This is a genomic window from Pseudarthrobacter sp. MDT1-22 (assembly GCF_054511035.1).
Genome location: NZ_JBTNDK010000015.1, coordinates 92,833 through 108,929 on the forward strand (window position 1 = coordinate 92,833; position 16,097 = coordinate 108,929).

At 65.6% G+C, this 16,097-nt stretch carries 15 protein-coding genes and 1 pseudogene; 11 read left to right on the forward strand and 5 right to left on the reverse strand.

Features of this window, described 5'->3' with window-relative positions:
- Positions 1 to 34 precede the first annotated feature (34 nt).
- The 6 genes from urtB to ACX80M_RS13285 all read left to right on the forward strand — a co-directional run bounded on the left by urtB (position 35) and on the right by ACX80M_RS13285 (position 6,197).
- Positions 35 to 919, forward strand: a complete 885-nt coding sequence (gene urtB, locus ACX80M_RS13260) for an urea ABC transporter permease subunit UrtB (protein WP_056341284.1) — start codon at positions 35 to 37, stop codon at positions 917 to 919.
- Positions 916 to 2,058: an urea ABC transporter permease subunit UrtC gene (gene urtC / locus ACX80M_RS13265; RefSeq protein WP_459309813.1), complete on the forward strand. Its 1,143-nt coding sequence runs from the start codon at positions 916 to 918 to the stop codon at positions 2,056 to 2,058. The genes urtB and urtC overlap by 4 nt, the downstream gene beginning before the upstream one ends.
- A complete protein-coding gene (urtD, locus tag ACX80M_RS13270) occupies positions 2,055 to 2,858 on the forward strand; it encodes an urea ABC transporter ATP-binding protein UrtD (protein ID WP_252608103.1) in 804 nt (267 codons plus the stop codon). The genes urtC and urtD overlap by 4 nt, the downstream gene beginning before the upstream one ends.
- Complete coding sequence (urtE, locus tag ACX80M_RS13275) at positions 2,855 to 3,550, forward strand: urea ABC transporter ATP-binding subunit UrtE (RefSeq protein WP_252608105.1); 696 nt, start codon at positions 2,855 to 2,857, stop codon at positions 3,548 to 3,550. The genes urtD and urtE overlap by 4 nt, the downstream gene beginning before the upstream one ends.
- A 151-nt stretch (positions 3,551 to 3,701) precedes the next feature.
- Entirely contained in the window at positions 3,702 to 4,073 is a 372-nt protein-coding gene (locus ACX80M_RS13280) for a hypothetical protein (protein WP_252599215.1), read from the forward strand.
- Positions 4,074 to 4,229: 156 nt separating this feature from the next.
- The gene (locus ACX80M_RS13285) at positions 4,230 to 6,197 is read left to right on the forward strand and encodes an FAD-binding monooxygenase (protein WP_459309814.1); all 1,968 of its coding nucleotides are present in this window, start codon (positions 4,230 to 4,232) and stop codon (positions 6,195 to 6,197) included.
- Here the strand turns inward: ACX80M_RS13285 and ACX80M_RS13290 are convergent.
- From ACX80M_RS13290 to ACX80M_RS13305, 4 genes are all read right to left on the reverse strand, one after another.
- Positions 6,187 to 7,044: a prephenate dehydratase gene (locus ACX80M_RS13290; RefSeq protein ID WP_252599105.1), complete on the reverse strand. Its 858-nt coding sequence runs from the start codon at positions 7,042 to 7,044 to the stop codon at positions 6,187 to 6,189. The genes ACX80M_RS13285 and ACX80M_RS13290 overlap by 11 nt on opposite strands.
- Positions 7,045 to 7,197: 153 nt before the next feature.
- Positions 7,198 to 7,917, reverse strand: a complete 720-nt coding sequence (locus ACX80M_RS13295) for a GntR family transcriptional regulator (RefSeq protein WP_252599103.1) — start codon at positions 7,915 to 7,917, stop codon at positions 7,198 to 7,200.
- 5 nt (positions 7,918 to 7,922) lie between these two features.
- Positions 7,923 to 8,468: a PTS sugar transporter subunit IIA gene (locus tag ACX80M_RS13300; RefSeq protein ID WP_459309815.1), complete on the reverse strand. Its 546-nt coding sequence runs from the start codon at positions 8,466 to 8,468 to the stop codon at positions 7,923 to 7,925.
- A complete protein-coding gene (locus ACX80M_RS13305; protein ID WP_058930899.1) occupies positions 8,465 to 8,695 on the reverse strand; it encodes a glucose PTS transporter subunit EIIB in 231 nt (76 codons plus the stop codon). Before ACX80M_RS13305 ends, ACX80M_RS13300 begins: the two co-directional genes overlap by 4 nt.
- A 184-nt stretch (positions 8,696 to 8,879) precedes the next feature.
- Between ACX80M_RS13305 and ACX80M_RS13310 the strand changes: the two genes are divergently transcribed.
- The 5 genes and pseudogenes from ACX80M_RS13310 (at position 8,880) to ACX80M_RS13330 (ending at position 15,117) form a co-directional block, all read left to right on the forward strand.
- Positions 8,880 to 10,154, forward strand: coding sequence for a PTS transporter subunit EIIC (locus ACX80M_RS13310; RefSeq protein ID WP_252599100.1), 1,275 nt, complete (start codon positions 8,880 to 8,882; stop codon positions 10,152 to 10,154).
- Complete coding sequence (locus tag ACX80M_RS13315) at positions 10,144 to 11,430, forward strand: N-acetylglucosamine-6-phosphate deacetylase (RefSeq protein ID WP_252599098.1); 1,287 nt, start codon at positions 10,144 to 10,146, stop codon at positions 11,428 to 11,430. The genes ACX80M_RS13310 and ACX80M_RS13315 overlap by 11 nt, the downstream gene beginning before the upstream one ends.
- The gene (nagB, locus tag ACX80M_RS13320; protein WP_252599097.1) at positions 11,411 to 12,223 is read left to right on the forward strand and encodes a glucosamine-6-phosphate deaminase; all 813 of its coding nucleotides are present in this window, start codon (positions 11,411 to 11,413) and stop codon (positions 12,221 to 12,223) included. The genes ACX80M_RS13315 and nagB overlap by 20 nt, the downstream gene beginning before the upstream one ends.
- An 86-nt stretch (positions 12,224 to 12,309) precedes the next feature.
- Positions 12,310 to 13,319: pseudogene (locus tag ACX80M_RS13325) on the forward strand (dehydrogenase family protein).
- Between the two features lie 508 nt (positions 13,320 to 13,827).
- A complete protein-coding gene (locus ACX80M_RS13330) occupies positions 13,828 to 15,117 on the forward strand; it encodes an ammonium transporter (protein ID WP_252599096.1) in 1,290 nt (429 codons plus the stop codon).
- A gap of 146 nt (positions 15,118 to 15,263) precedes the next feature.
- Here ACX80M_RS13330 and ACX80M_RS13335 read toward each other — a convergent pair whose 3' ends face one another.
- Positions 15,264 to 15,893, reverse strand: a complete 630-nt coding sequence (locus ACX80M_RS13335; protein ID WP_459309816.1) for a glycoside hydrolase family protein — start codon at positions 15,891 to 15,893, stop codon at positions 15,264 to 15,266.
- Positions 15,894 to 16,097 lie beyond the last annotated feature (204 nt).

A 16,097-nucleotide genomic window follows, 5' to 3' on the forward strand; every position in this document is an offset into this window, starting at 1 on the left:
CGGCCGCGGAAACATCGAGGAAAGGCCTGCTGGAATGGAACTCCTGATAGGGCAGATGTTCGCCGGACTCAGCCTCGGCTCCGTGCTGCTCCTGGCGGCACTGGGACTGTCGTTGACCTTCGGCCAGATGGGGGTCATCAACATGGCCCACGGCGAGTTCATGATGGCCGGGGCCTACACGGCCTTTGTGGTCCAGCAGGCCATCTCCGACGCCGGCGTATCGCTGCTGGTGTCCATTCCCGCAGGCTTCCTGGTGGGAGGTGTCCTGGGGCTGGTGCTCGAAGCGGTGCTGTTGCGCCGCATGTACCACCGGCCCCTGGACACCCTTCTGGTCACTTTCGGGGTGGCCCTGATCCTGCAGCAGGCCGCACGTGACATCTTCGGGGCACCCAGCGTCGATGTCCGCGCACCGGGATGGCTGCAGGGGAACATCGAGTTGCTGGGCGCTCCCATCCCGCTGACCCGGCTCTTTATCCTGGGGCTCTCGCTGCTGTGCCTCGCCGGCCTGGTCCTCCTCCTGAAGGCCACGCCGCTCGGGCGCCGTATCCGGGCCGTTGTGCTGAACCGGGACCTCGCGGAAACGAGTGGGGTGTCAACCCGGCGCAGCGACCAACTGACGTTCTTCATCGGTTCGGGCCTGGCCGGCATCGCCGGCGTCGCGGTCACACTCATAGGTTCAACAAGCCCGTACCTCGGCACCAACTACATAGTGGATGCCTTCCTGGTGGTGGTGGCCGGAGGTATCGGCCAGATCAAGGGGGCCGTCATCGCTGCCTTTGCCCTGGGAGTGCTGCAGTCCGTCTTCGAGTACTCGACGACGGCCAGCATCGGCAAGGTCCTGATCCTGATCGTGATTGTGGTGTTCCTCCAGCTTCGGCCGCAGGGCATCTTCAGCCTCAAAACAAGGAGCCTGGCATGAAAAGCCTGTTGCGCGGGCGGTTGGGAACCGTGGCCGGATTCACCCTTGGTGCGGTCCTGGTCCTGGGCGTTGCACCCGCGCTGCTTCCGGCGTTCAACCTCGGCCTGCTAGGGAAGTTCCTCTGCTTTGCCATCGTGGCAGTCGGTATCGGCCTGGCGTGGGGACGCGGCGGCATGCTGACCCTGGGCCAGGGGGTGTTCTTCGGACTCGGGGCCTACATCATGGCCATGCACATGAAGCTGGCCGACGCATCGCTCTTCGGCGGCTCCGGGGTGCCGGACTTTATGTCCCTCTACGGCAGCGGCGAGGTTCCAGGCTGGTGGGAACCGTTCCGGAGCCCCGCAGTGACGTTCCTCGCCGTGGTCCTGGTTCCGGGGCTGGTGGCACTCGTCCTGGGCTTCGCGATCTTCAAGCGCCGCGTCAAAGGTGCCTATTTCGCGATTCTCAGCCAAGCGCTGGCGGCGGCCTTCGCAGTGTTCCTGATTGGCCAGCAGGCTACAACCGGAGGGTCCAACGGACTGAACGGATTCCGGTCATTCTTCGGTTTTGACCTGAAGGACCCGAACAACAAGCTCATGCTGTACATGATCGCGGCGGTGGTCCTGCTGCTGTCGGTCGCCATTGCCCGGCAGCTGATGCACAGCCGTTTCGGCGAGCTGCTGGTGGCGGTCCGGGACCAGGAGGAGCGCGTCCGTTTCCTGGGCTACGATCCGGCGACCGTCAAAACCGTCATCTACGTGGCTGCCGCCGTCCTGGCAGGCGTCGCGGGGGCGTTGTTCGTCCCGATCGTCGGGATCATCTCGCCTGCGGACGTGGGCGTGATCCCGTCCATCGCATTCCTTATCGGCGTCGCAATCGGCGGCCGCGGCACCCTTCTGGGGCCGGTCCTCGGCGCCGTCTGCGTCGCCGCGGCCCAGTCCAGCCTGTCATCCACTTTCCCGTCCTTCTGGGAGTACTTCCAGGGCCTGCTGTTTGTCCTGGTCATCGGGTTTATGCCGGGCGGGCTTGCCTCATTGCCGGCCCTGCTGGGCAGGCGGCGCAGAACGCCGCCCGAAGCGTCAGATCCCGTAGCGCCGCCCGACGCGCCAGATCCCGACGTTGAAGAGCGAGCCACCAAGCCTGAGGAGGTCAGCAGATGACGACGCCCACGCTGCTCCCTGACGGGGAGCCCCAGGCCGGGGGTTGGCGCCGCGGCCGGCCAAAATACCTCGAAGTCCGTAACCTCTCGGTTTCCTTTGACGGATTCCTCGCCGTGGACAACGTCAACCTTGATGTGATCCAGGGCGACCTGCGGTTCTTGATCGGACCCAATGGTGCCGGGAAAACGACGGTAATTGATGCCATCACCGGGCTGGTGCCGGCTACGGGATCGGTGAACCACACCGGCACAGAGATCCTCGGCCGCAAAGTGCACAAGATCGCCCGGCTGGGTGTGGGGCGCACGTTCCAGACCGCAAGCGTGTTTGAGAACCTCTCCGTACTCCAGAACCTCGACATCGCTGCCGGCTCCAGCCGCAGCCCGCTGCAGATGCTCCGCCGCCGGAAGTCCGTGGAACCAGCCGTGGAAGAGGCCCTGGAAATCATCGGCCTGGCAGGCGCGGCGGACAAGAAGGCAGGCATCCTCGCCCACGGACAGAAGCAGTGGCTGGAAATCGGCATGCTCCTGGTGCAGAACTCGGACGTGCTCCTCCTGGACGAGCCAATCGCGGGGATGAGCCAGGACGAGCGCGGGGAAACCGGCGAGCTGCTGCGCCGCATCGCAGCCAACCGGATCACCCTCGTAATTGAGCACGATATGGACTTCGTCCGGGAGTTCGCGACATCGGTCTCTGTCCTTGCCGCGGGCAAGGTCCTCAGTGAGGGAAGCGTAGCGCAGGTGCAGGCCGACAAGAAGGTGCAGGACGTGTACCTGGGGACCGCGGCAACGGAAGGCCAATGATGCTCGAAATCGAAAATCTGCAGACCGGTTACGGCCGTACTCAGGTGATCTCCGGGGTGAGCGTGACCGTCCGGGAGGGAGCCGTCGTCTCGGTTCTGGGGCACAACGGCGCCGGCAAAACGACGCTGCTGCGCGCCGTCGTCGGGCTCCTCAAACCCATGGCCGGACGCATCACCCTGGACGGGGAGGACATCTCGGCCCTCCGCCCACACCAGCGGATGGCGCGGGGCATGGCCTATGTACCACAGGGCCAGCAGTCATTCGGGCAGCTGTCCGTTATGGAGAATCTGCAGCTCATCGCGGACGGGCGCAGGAACGGCAATGAACGCGTGGCAGAGGCCCTCGATATGTTTCCCGCGCTCCGTCCGCTGCTGGCACGGCGGGCCGGGCTGTTGTCGGGCGGCCAGCGGCAGCAGCTTGCCATTGCCCGGGCGTTGATCACCGAGCCGCGCCTTCTGATCCTGGACGAACCAACCGAAGGCATCCAGCCCAACGTTGTGGCGGAGATCGAAGCGACCATCCTCAAGCTGTCCCAGCGCAACGGCATGAGCATCCTCCTGGTGGAGCAGCACATCGGTTTTGCCCTCCATGCCGCGGACAGCTACTACGTCCTTTCGGCCGGAAGGGTTTCCTCCTCGGGAGCCGGCGGCGCTGGATCAGCGGGCAATGTGCGGCAGGCGATGCTCATCTGAGGCGAGAACAATGCTTGTCTGATGCCGAAAAGCGAGTACTCACTACTCGTGACCGGACCACCCCCCACTGGCTTGAATGGAACTTCAGCTAGGTCTAACAGTGCAGGTTCGAGCCTTTGGGGGTTTTCGCGTGTTTGGTTCTTCAGTCGTTATGTTCGCAGGGTCCAGTGCCGGGCTGATCCTGCTTGCCATCGGTCAGACCGTCGTTGTGGTTTGCATGTGCTTTGACATGGTGCGGGCGCTGTCCGTGCCGAGGTCGCACCGGCGCTATGTGGCCAGCACGGTCTTCCGGACGCTGGCCGTTCCGTCCATCATCGCCGCCGGCATGAGCGTGCTGATCGACGCGCTGGCCTGGTCCTGGATGGACGTTGGCATGTCGATGTTCGTGATGGTGGCCATCATCTTCCGTCTGCACCACGACAAGGACGAGGACAACTGGTGGAAGGGCAAGGGCAAAAAACTCGCCCGCTGGGCCCGCAGCCAGTTCAGCTCCGGAACGTCGGTAGCGCCGGCGATGGGGTAGGACTCCGGCGACCCGGGCACACGGTCGCCGGTGCCGGTTGTGGCCTGCATCACTGCCGCGTAGACTTCCACTTCAGGGCAGGATTCATATATGGAACATCGAGTTCTATTATCGAACTCGATGCCTGCCAGCCGCACAACGAAGTGAGGAAAGCCCGTGCAGTTCCACCACCACGGTTACGTATCCGGTGACCCGCGGGTCCAGGCAGCATCCGGCGTCGGTCTGGACCGGCCTGCCGAGCTTCCCGACGAAGTGGACGTGCTCATCGTGGGCACCGGTCCTGCGGGCATGCTCACCGCGGCCCAGCTCTCCCGGTTCCCTGGCGTCACCACGCGCATCGTGGAGCGCCGCCCCGGGCGGCTCGTCATCGGCCAGGCGGATGGTATCCAGGCCCGCAGCGTCGAAACCTTCCAGGCGTTCGGGTTCGCGGAGCGCATCATCGCCGAGGCTTACCGCATCACCGAAATGGCGTTCTGGAAACCGGACCCCGCCGACCACTCCCGGATCGCCCGCGCCGCCCGCACGACGGACGACCCCACGGGCATCAGCGAGTTCCCGCACCTGATCGTCAACCAGGCCCGCGTGCTGGACTACTTCGCCGAGTACATGGCCAACGCGCCAGCGCGGATGTCGCCCGACTTCGGCTATGAGTTCCGCAGCCTCGAAATCGGCGACGGCGACTACCCAGTCGCCGTGAGGCTCGTCCACACTTCAGGACCTGACGAGGGCAAGACGCGTGTTGTCCGAGCCAGGTACGTCGTCGGCGCGGACGGCGCACGCAGCAAGGTGCGCGACTCGATCGGCTGCACCATGGCCGGTGACCAGGCCCATCACGCGTGGGGAGTCATGGACGTTCTCGCCGTCACCGACTTCCCCGACATCCGCACAAAATGCGCCATCCAGTCCGGTGCGGGCGGCAGCATCCTGCTGATCCCGCGCGAAGGCGGGCACCTCTTCCGCATGTACGTTGACCTCGGCGACGTCGCGCCGGAGGACCACGGGGCCGTGCGCAGCACCACCATCGAGCAAATCATCGACCACGCGAACACCATCCTGCACCCCTACACCTTGGACGTCCGCAATGTCGCCTGGCACAGCGTGTATGAGGTCGCCCACCGCCTCACGGACAGGTTCGACGACGTCCTTCCGGACCAGCGCGGGACGCGCACACCCCGCGTGTTCATCACCGGCGATGCCTGCCACACGCACAGCGCCAAGGCCGGCCAGGGCATGAACGTCTCGCTGCAGGACGGCTTCAACCTCGGCTGGAAGCTCGGGCATGTGCTCGAGGGCCGCAGCCCCGCCAGCCTGCTGGCCACGTACTCGGCCGAGCGGCAGGTGGTGGCGAAGAACCTGATCGACTTCGACAAAGAGTGGTCCACCATGATGGCGAAGAAGCCGGAGGAGTTTGCGAACCCCTCCGAGCTTGAGGACTTCTACGTCAGCACCGCCGAGTTCCCCGCGGGCTTCATGACCCAGTACACGCCGTCCATGATTACCGCAGAACCGGTGCACCAGCACCTGGCCGCCGGCTTCCCCATCGGCAAGCGGTTCAAGTCCGCGCCCGTGGTGCGGGTGTGCGACGGCAACCCGATGCATCTCGGCCACCACGCCACAGCGGACGGCCGGTGGCGCATCTACGTCTTCGCCGACGCGGCAGCATCCGATGCGGCGACGTCGTCCGCAGAACAGCCGACGGCGGGACAACAGGATGCCGGACAGCCGACGGCGGGACAGCACGCGCCGCCGTCGTCCGTCTCCGGCTTCGCCGAGTGGATCGCGAACTCGCCGGAATCACCGCTGGCCGCTACGCCGTCGGGCGCTGACCGGGACGCGTGGTTCGATGTGAAGGTCATCTACCAGCAGGACCACACAAACGTTGATATCGGTGCGGTTCCGGCGGCGTTCAAGCCGTCAGTGGGGCCGTTCCAGCTGACGGACTACGAAAAGGTCTACGCCACCGATCCCGCCGCTGACATCTTCGAGCTCCGGGGCCTGGACCGCGGCGGCGTGGTGGTGGTGGTGCGGCCGGACCAGTACGTGGCCAACGTCCTGCCCCTGGACGCGACGGCCGAACTCGCCGCGTTTTTCGCTCCGCTCCAGCGGCCAGCGATCAGACAGTGACTGTCTGCGCGGTCCGGAAACCGGCGGCGGGATAGACGCCCAGGATGCGGACTTCGGTGGTGAAGAAATCCAGTTCCTCAAGGGCCAGGCGCAACGGCAGGTCCTCGGGGTGGCCTTCGACGTCCACCATGAACATTGTGGCGGCGAATTCGTCCCCCACCATGTAGCTCTCCAGCCGGGTCATGTTCACGCCGTTCGTGGCGAACCCGCCCAGCGCCTTGAACAGCGCCGACGGGACGTTCCTGACGCGGAACACAAAGCTGGCCACCGCCGGTCCGGGCAGCTCTTCCCGGGTGGGCAGTTCCTTTTCCCGCGCCAGGACCACAAAACGGGTGGTGTTGGACGGGTCGTCCTCGACCCGCGACGCCAGCACGTCAAGGCCGTAGATCTCGGCCGCGAGCGGGGGAGCGAGGGACAGCTTGGTGGGGTCGTTCCACTCGCGGACCTCCCGGGCGGATCCGGCGGTGTCCCCGGCAATGACAGGACGCAGCCCGGCCTCCCGGATCAGGCGGCGGCACTGGCCCAGGGCGTGGATGTGGCTGTGGACCTCCGTGGCCGCCTCGATAGTGCTGCCCGGAATGCCCAGCAGGTCAAAGTGGATGGGCAGGAAGAACTCGCCCACGATCTGCAGGTGCGACTGGGGGAGGAGGATATGGATGTCTGCCACCCTGCCGGCGATCGAGTTCTCAATCGGAATCATCGCCAGCTCCGCCTCGCCGCTGGAGACCAGCTCGAAGGCGTCCTCGAAGCTGGCGCAGGGAACGCTTTCCAGCTGGGGGAACATCTGCATGCACGCGATATTGGAGTTGGCGCCGGGCTCACCCTGGTACGCAATCTTCTGGGCCATGGTCCGTATGGTTTCACGTCAGGTGCCTGCCCACCCAACTGAGTAGCGTCAAGTGCCGTTTTGAGGGTCCAGAACGGCAGATAGCGCTACTCAGTTGGGGCATCAGAGGTGGGTGACGCGGAGCCAGACGTATTGGTGCGGCGTAAGCATGGCTTAGCCCGCGCCCAGCCGCATGGACACCTGGTACCGGTCGGAGCGGTACGTTGAGACGGCGTATTCGATGGGCGTGCCAGGGTCCTCCTGGCCGGTGAACGAACGGCGCCGGAAGAGCAGGACCGGTGACCCGGGTTCGATGTCCAGCAGCGCGGCGGTCTCGTCAGGGGCGGCGGCGGCCTCGACGGTCTGTTCGGCGTGCTGCACCGGGTGCCCCGCGGCGCCGAGGGCCCGGTAAAGGGACCCCGTCAGGTCTTCCGAGAGCAGCCCGGGGACCAGCGCGGGCGGCAGCCACGATTCGTCCACACTGACGGGAGCGCCGTTCGCGAGCCGCAGCCTGCGGACGCGAAAGGCAGTTTCCCCGGGCGCCAGCCCGAGGTGATCGGCGGCCGCCGCCGGCGGCAATGCCGTGGAGGCGTTGATGACCCGTGTGCTGGGTTCGAATCCGGCGGCCCGCATGTCCTCGTTGAACGAGGCCAGGTGCAGGGTGGAACGCACCAGCCCGTGGGAGACGAACGTGCCCTTCCCCTTGATCCGCACCAATGCGCCGTCCTGGACCAGGTCCGAAATGGCACGGCGCACCGTGATGCGGGAGACGCCGAACTGCTCCTCCAGTTGCCGCTCACCCAGCAGGGCGTCGCCGGGCCGCAGCGTGCTGGACACCAGGTCCTGGAGTTGCCTGCGGACCCAGACGTGTTTTAGTTCCCCTGCCGTATCCATGTCTCCTATTTTCCGGGAATTTTGAACAGGTGGCCGCCTGCTTCCACGCGGCCACCGGAGGCCGGAGGTTCGATGGCGTCCGCCGCGCTGTCCAGGATCACCACGGGACTGCACATGCTCAGGTCCTTTGAGCGGACCAATGTGACGTCCACGGTGATCATGGGGTCGCCGGCGCGGACCTGGTCCCCCTTTTGCGCGAGCACGGCGAAGCCCTCGCCCTTCAGCCCGACGGTGTCGATGCCGACGTGGACCAGCACTGCGGGCCCAGACGCGTGCTGGACGATGTAGGCGTGCGGCATGACCTTGATGACCCGGCCGTCCAGCGGTGCGACGGCGGTGAGGACGCCGGCGTCGTCGTCGGGAATTACGGCGGCGCCGCCGCCTACAAGCCCCTTGGCGAACACGGGGTCCGGCACCTCGTCCAGGGGAATGAGCCGGCCCGGCAGCGGGGCGACAACGCTGATGACCTGGGCCGGTGCTTCCGTGCTCACGTCCGGCGTGCTCACGTCCGGCGTGCTCACGTCAGGCGTGCTCACCTCAGGACTGCTCACATCAGATCCTGGATGTCTTCGGCGAGGCTTTCGGCTTCCGGACCCACAACCACCTGGACCACCGTGCCGGACATCATGACGCCGTGGGCACCCGCGGCCTTGAGGGCGGCCTCGTCAACGCGGGAGGAGTCCACCACCTCGGTGCGAAGGCGGGTGATGCACCCTTCGATTTCTTCGACGTTATCGGCGCCGCCAAGGGCGGCGAGGATGATTTCTGCTTTGGACATGTCCACTCCTGAGTTCGTTTCGCGGTGAATGACGCCGGGTCCGGAAGCTTTTTTACGGCTTGAGGTTGACAACTGAGGTCGGCGCCCTTCACAGTGATGGTTGTCACTGGTTATAACCAGTTAGCTAGACTCTACTGAATCAAGCATCCCCGCACAAGCACCACCCTCTTCGAGACGAGGAACAATGACGACTGAAAACCCATCAGCTTCCGCCGAGGCCGGCCCACTGGCCGCCCCGGCACCAGGCAAGGGCAAGGGCAGCGGAAAAGCGCTGCAGAACATGCAGCGCTTCGGCCGCAGCCTTATGCTCCCCATCGCCGCCCTCCCCGCGGCGGCGCTGCTTTTGCGCCTGGGCCAAGACGACCTGCTGGGCAGGTTCGAATCCCTGACCACCGTCGCCCAGGTCATCGGCGCCGCCGGCGGCGCCCTGTTCGAGAACCTGCCGCTGCTCTTCGCCGTCGGCATCTCCTTCGGTTTCGCCAAAAAGGGTGACGGTTCCACGGCCCTTGCCGCCGTCGTCGGATACCTGGTCCTCACCAACGTCTTCAAGGTCATGGCCCCGCTGGTGCTGGGAGCCGCCCCCGAGGGCGGCAAGGATCCCGTCATCAATTACGGCGTGCTGGCAGGCATTGTGATGGGCCTGACGACGGCGTTGCTGTGGCAGCGTTTCCACCGCACCACCCTGCCGGACTGGCTGGGCTTCTTCGCGGGCCGCCGCCTGGTGCCCATCCTGACATCCTTCGCCGCCATCGTGATCGGCGTTGCCATGGCGCTGCTGTATCCGCTGTTCAACAACGGGCTGACTGCCGTGGGCAACACGGTGGCGGACAACACCGTGGTGGGCAGCGGGGTCTATGGCGTCCTCAACCGGCTGCTCATTCCGCTGGGCCTGCACCACATCCTGAACTCCATCGTCTGGTTCATCATCGGCGACTACGACGGCGCCCACGGCGACCTGAACCGGTTCTTCGCCGGGGACCCCACCGCCGGCGTCTTTATGACCGGCTTCTTCCCCATCATGATGTTCGCCCTGCCCGCAGCCGCCCTCGCCATCTGGCAGGAAGCCAAGCCGTCGCAGAAGAAGATCGTGGGCGGCATCATGCTCTCCACCGGCCTCACGGCCTTCCTCACCGGGATCACCGAACCGCTGGAGTTCTCGTTTATGTTCGTGGCCTGGCCGCTGTACGTCGTCCATGCCTTCCTGACCGGGACGTCCATGATGCTGGTCAACTTCCTCGGCATCCATCACGGGTTCGGATTCTCAGCAGGAGCGATCGACTACGTCCTGAACTTCGGCATCGCACAGAATCCGCTGTGGCTGATCCCCATCGGGCTGGGCTACGCCGCCGTGTACTACGTGGTGTTCCGCTTTGTGATCCGTCGCTGGAACCTGCGCACCATGGGCCGCGAAGATGAAAACGACGAGAACGGCTCAATGGCCAAAGCCGATGCCAGCTGAGCCTTCGTCGGCCCGGGGCAGCGGGGCCGGCGACGGGGTGGGGCTGCGGGGCCGCCTCGTCACCGGACTCCCCGGTGCTGCGGTGATCGACGACGGCACCGTGGTGATGGCCGGAGGGAACATCGTGTGGTGCGGCCCGACGTCGGACCTGCCGGTAGGTTTCGACGCCGATCTCCGGCAAGTGCCGCTCATCCTGCCCGGACTTGTGGACGTCCACTGCCACGGTGCCGTGGGGCACACTTTCTCCGCGGATGCGGACGGCGCGCGCCTGGCTGCCGGCCACCATGCAGCGCAGGGCACGACGTCGGTACTCGCCTCGCTGGTCTCGGCGCCGTCGCAGGTACTGCTGGAACAGATCGAGGTGCTGCGGGACCTGGTGCAGGACGGCACCCTGGCCGGCCTGCACCTGGAAGGGCCGTTCATCACCACAAGCATGTGCGGGGCCCAGGACCCGGCAGCCATCATCGACGGCGACCCGGCGCTCCTGCAGCAATGGCTTGAGGCGGGACGAGGGACCGTGCGGTCACTGACTCTTGCCCCCGAAACCCCGCACTTTGCCGAGCTCGTGCAGCTCTGCCGGGAACACGGCGTCGTGCCTTCCCTTGGCCATACCGCCGCCACGGCTTCCCGCACCCGGGAAGCCCTGGGCGGCGTAGACGGTGGGGTTGGCGGCCTGTGGTCGGCCACGCACCTGTTCAACCGGATGCCCCCGCTGGGCCACCGCACGCCCGGGCCCATTGCGGTCCTGTTGCAGGCGGCCGAACAGTCACCCGGGCAGGTGGTGCTGGAACTGATTGCCGACGGCGTGCACCTGGACCCGGAGATCGTCCGCATGGTCTTCGGGCTGGTGGGACCCCGCTCCATTGCGCTCATTACGGATGCGATGGCGGCGGCGGGCATGTCCGACGGCCATTACACTCTCGGCAGCCTGGACGTGCTGGTCCAGGACCGCGTGGCGCGCCTGGCCGGAACCGCCGACGCCGGTCCCGGGGCGATCGCCGGGGCGATCGCCGGCGCGACGAGCCACCTGCTGGAGAACGTCCGCCGCTGCGTTGAGTGGGGCGTTCCCCTGGCCGATGCCGTCGTCGCGGCATCCTCCACTCCGGCGCGGCTGATGGGCCTGGATCGGCCTGGCCCCAACCGGGTGGGAGCCATTGCCGCGGGTTGCCGGGCGGACGTGCTGGTGACCACCGAAGAACTTGAACTCGTGCAGGCATACCGCGCCGGCACACCACAAACGCAGGAAAGGAATGACCGTGCAGATAGTTCTGTGTGAGTCCGCCGATCACGTAGGAGCCCGGGCGGCGGACATCATTGAAGCCCGGGTCCGGCAGGGACCGGCCGTGCTGGGGCTGGCGACCGGCGGCTCCCCGCGATCCACGTACCAGGAGCTCATCCGGCGGCACCGCGAGGAGCAGCTCAGCTTCGGCAAGGTCGCCGGCTTCACGCTGGACGAATACGCGGGTTTGCCGCCGGAGCACGGGCAGTCGTACTACTCCACCATCCGGCGGGAGTTCGTCGACCATGTGGACCTGCCCCTGGAACGGCTCTTTACCCCGCAGGGGGACGCGCCGGACCTGGTGGCCGAGGCTGACCGTTATGACGCAGCCATCGCCGCCGGCGGGGGTGTGGACATCCAGATCCTGGGCATCGGCGCCAACGGCCACATAGGCTTCAACGAGCCGACGTCGTCACTGGCTTCCCGCACGAGGGTGAAGACCCTCGCCGGGGCCACGCGGGCTGACAACGCGCGGTTCTTTTCCGACGGCGATGTTCCGCGGCTGTGCCTTACGCAGGGCCTCGGGACCATCCGCGAAGCCAAACTGGCAGTGCTGGTGGCGATGGGGGAGAACAAGGCCGCCGCTGTGCAGGCCATGGTGGAAGGTCCGGTCAGTGCCCACTGCCCCGCGTCGGTGCTCCAGCTGCACCGCCGGGCAGTTGTCATCCTGGACCCGGGAGCCGCTTCCCAGCTAAGCCTGCTGGATTACTACCGGGAAGCCCAGGACTTCAACGACAGGCTGGGCCAAACGCCCACGAGGCCCTGGCTCCGGCAGCCGGTCAGCCGTTGAAGAAGGTGACATTCGTCGCATTGGATTCCGCCAAATGAAATTTTGCTACCACTGCATGGAATAACTGTTGAACTAGAGGAGGCGGCGTGGACGCTCGGCTTGAGGCCATCCGGAATACGGTACTGGCGCGGAACCCAGGTGAAGCTGAATTCCACCAGGCAGTGACCGAGGTCTTTGAGAGCCTTGGTCCCGTCCACGACCGGCACCCCGAGCTGCTCGAAGCCGCCATCCTGGAGCGGCTCTGCGAGCCCGAACGCCAGATCATCTTCCGCGTCCCGTGGACCGACGATTCCGGCCGCGTGCAGATCAACCGTGGCTTCCCGAATCCGGCGTCCTCACCGGGAAAGGCATGTCCTGGGGCGGCTCCCTGGTGCGGCCGGAAGCCACCGGCTTTGGCACCGTCATCTTCACCCAGGAGATGCTGAAAACCCGGGGGTCCTCCTTCGACGGGCAGCGCGTGGTGGTGTCGGGTTCCGGCCACGTGGCCATCAACGCCATTGCCAAGGCGCAGACGCTCGGTGCCAGCGTGGTGGCCTTCTCCGACTCCTCCGGCTACATCGTGGATGAGGCGGGAATCGACGTCGCGCTCCTCCGCGAGGTCAAGGAAGTTGAACGCGGACGCCTCAAGGATTATGCAGTGCGCCGCCCCGGCGTTTCCTATGTGGAAGCCGGATCGGTGTGGGATGTCGACGCAACGGTGGCGCTGCCCTGCGCCACGCAGAACGAGCTCGACGGCGATGCTGCCGCGCGGTTGGTCCGCAACGGCCTGGTCGCGATCGGCGAAGGCGCCAACATGCCCTCCACCCGTGACGCTGTCTCGGTGTTCCAGGATGCCGGTGTGCTGTTCGGGCCGGGCAAGGCCGCGAACGCAGGCGGCGTGGCGACGTCGGCGCTTGAGATGCAGCAGAACGCCAGCCGCGATTCCTGGTCCTTCGAGCACACAGAACAGCGGCTCACCGAGATCATGGTGGGCATCCACCACCGCTGCGCTTCAACCGCGGACGAGTACGGCGACCCCGGCAACTACGTGCTGGGCGCCAACATCGGCGGCTTCGTCAAGGTGGCTGATTCCATGCTCGCGCAGGGGCTTATCTAGCGCACACTCACACTGACGCTCATATCGGCCACCGACACAAGCAAGGGTCGGTGGCCGCTTGCGTTGTTCCAGCATCCGGGCACGGAGTCTATTTACATGCTTGCCGGAAAGATGGTTTACGGACACGGCGCCTACGAATACACCATGGAATCGAGCGACTCACTCCTGCTTGACGGCGAGGGCCCCATGGGCCGCTGGAGCTGCTCGACTTGCCCATCAGGTTCATGGCCGTCTCCGCCAAGTAGCACTGCGCGGGAAAACCGGCGGCTGCGATCCCGGAATTCCCCGAATCCAAAGTTCGTTTGAGTGACCTGTGAAACTCGCGTGCCCGTGAGTGAAACGTTGATTTAACCAGCCAGAAACCCATCGCGGAACTGCAGCCATACAGTTGGAACCAGACGGCAATAGCTGCCCTCCGACGAACGTGGTACTTACTCCGCGTCCCACCTCCGGAGCGGCTCTGACGGGCAATTTCCGTTCTCTCTTCGCATCACGAAAGGGGTTTCCCATGGATTCGGGAAATGTCGCTTGGATTCTGGCCAGCTCAGCGCTGGTCTGTATGATGATCCCTGCCCTGGCCCTGTTTTACGGGGGCATGGTGGGGTCTCGTCGTATTCTCAACATGATGATGATGTGCTTTGGCGGCGCGAGCCTAGTGGCAGTACTCTGGGCGCTCTTCGGTTATTCCATGGCCTTCGGAAACTCCGTGGGCGGCCTCGGACTCATCGGGGACATCACGGAATTCCCGGGCATGGGACAGTTGCTCGCCGCAGACGAGGCAGCCTCCATTCCGGTGGTCCTGTTCGCCGCCTTCCAACTGTTCTTCGCATGTGTCACTACGGCCCTGGTTGCGGGAGCGGCAGCCGGACGTATGAAGTTCGGCGCCTGGATGCTGTTTGCCGGAATCTGGGCAACCATCGTCTACTTCCCCATCGCACACTGGGTGTTCGCTTTCTCCTCTGCTGACGGCAGCGTCATGGGCGGCTGGATCGCGAGCGGCATCAAGGCAATCGACTTCGCCGGTGGAACCGCCGTGCACATGAACGCCGGCGCAGCGGCGCTTGCACTGGCACTCGTGCTCGGCAAGAGCTCCGGCTGGCCCAAGATGGAGTACACCAAGCCGCACAGCCGGCCGCTTGTGCTCGTAGGAGCGGGACTGCTCTGGGTGGGCTGGTTCGGCTTCAACGCAGGCTCCGCACTCTCGGCCGGGCAGTCCGCCTCCATCGTATTCCTGAACACCGCGGTGGCAGCGTCGGCCGGCCTCCTCGCTTGGGCACTGGTTGAGCGCCTCCGCCACGGCGCAGCCACCAGCATGGGAGCGGCATCCGGCCTGATCTCGGCCCTGGTTGCCATTACGCCTGCTTGCGGCGCGGTCAGCCCGGTGGGTGCACTGGCCATCGGCGCCATCGCCGGTGCCGTCTGCTCCCTCGCCATCGAACTGAAGTTCCGCCTGGGCTACGACGATTCGCTCGACGTCGTGGGCGTTCACCTCGTGGGCGGCATCATCGGCACCCTGTTGATCGGCCTGTTTGCCACCGACGCTGCTCCGAACGCCGTCAACGGCCTGTTCTATGGCGGCGGCGTTGAATTGCTGGGTGTCCAGGCGCTGGCCACAGTCACGGTCCTGGCGTACTCGTTCGGCATCACGTGGATCCTGGCCAAGATCCTCGACCGCGTTGTCGGCCTGCGGATCAAGCCTGAAGACGAAATGCGCGGTATCGACATCGCCGCGCACTCGGAACTTGCTTACCTCACTGATGAAGACCCGGTGGAGCTGGGTTCGCCGCAGCGGGCCTGATAACCAGTGGGACCTGAACTCAAATAGATATGCCCGGGCGGCGCCCATTGGCGCCGCCCGGCGCGAGCCCGGCTAAGGGCCGAACATCGGACCGGTGCCAGCAGCCGCTGGCTTATAGTTCCGCAGTTCGGCCTTTTGTCGTGCCGTCAGGCGTCAATACATACCAGGTCGCCGTTGTGAACTTCCAGGACGGCCGCCCGGACGTGGCTGAGGTGGGTCTTCGGGTCTGCTGCCATGGCGTCAATATCCTCGCCGTTCCAGTGCGGATGGGTGAAGTAAATGATCAGGGCTCGTTCCTTGCCGTCCGCCGCTGCGTCCAGCGGCACCACGTCCGCGTGCCGTCCCGCGACCGGACCGCCGTCGGCCGTTTCAGGAGCGGTCAGGATGAGGCCGTCAAGGTACTCCTGTCGGGTCCAGCCACCAGAGGCATCCTCGGACCGGTAGATCGCCTGCCCGCGCCACTCGTCCACGATAATCCAGAACTGCCCGCCGAGCTTGAAGACTTTGGGTCCTTCGTGCGGGCGCCCCGGAATCGCCAGTCCTTCAAGAACCCACGACGTCGGATCGGCAGGCGTGCTGGTTACCGCACTATACGTGTTGGATCCGCGGGCCTCGTCCTTGTACCAGAGACGGTGCCGGCCATCACCGCAGGGGGCCACTGCCGCGTCGATGACCCGCGGAGACTTCAGGTCGATGGAACCGAGGAACTCCCACGTGACCAGGTCCGGGCTGGTCAATTGGACGATCGAGGCGTTGCCGGTCCGGTCAGTCCGCACTCCGCCGAGGACTGTAAGGTATGAGGTGTGTCAAGGATGTGAGACAGTCGCGTAGTTTCTTTTTGGTCAGGCAGCCGCGGGAAGCGGTTGCGCGGTGGGCATGAAGGCCGCCATTGCGGTGGCCGGCGGCAGGCCGTCATTGTTGCTGTGGGGTCGCCAGCGGTTGTAGAACACTTCGATGTAGTTCATCACTCCGCGCCGGGC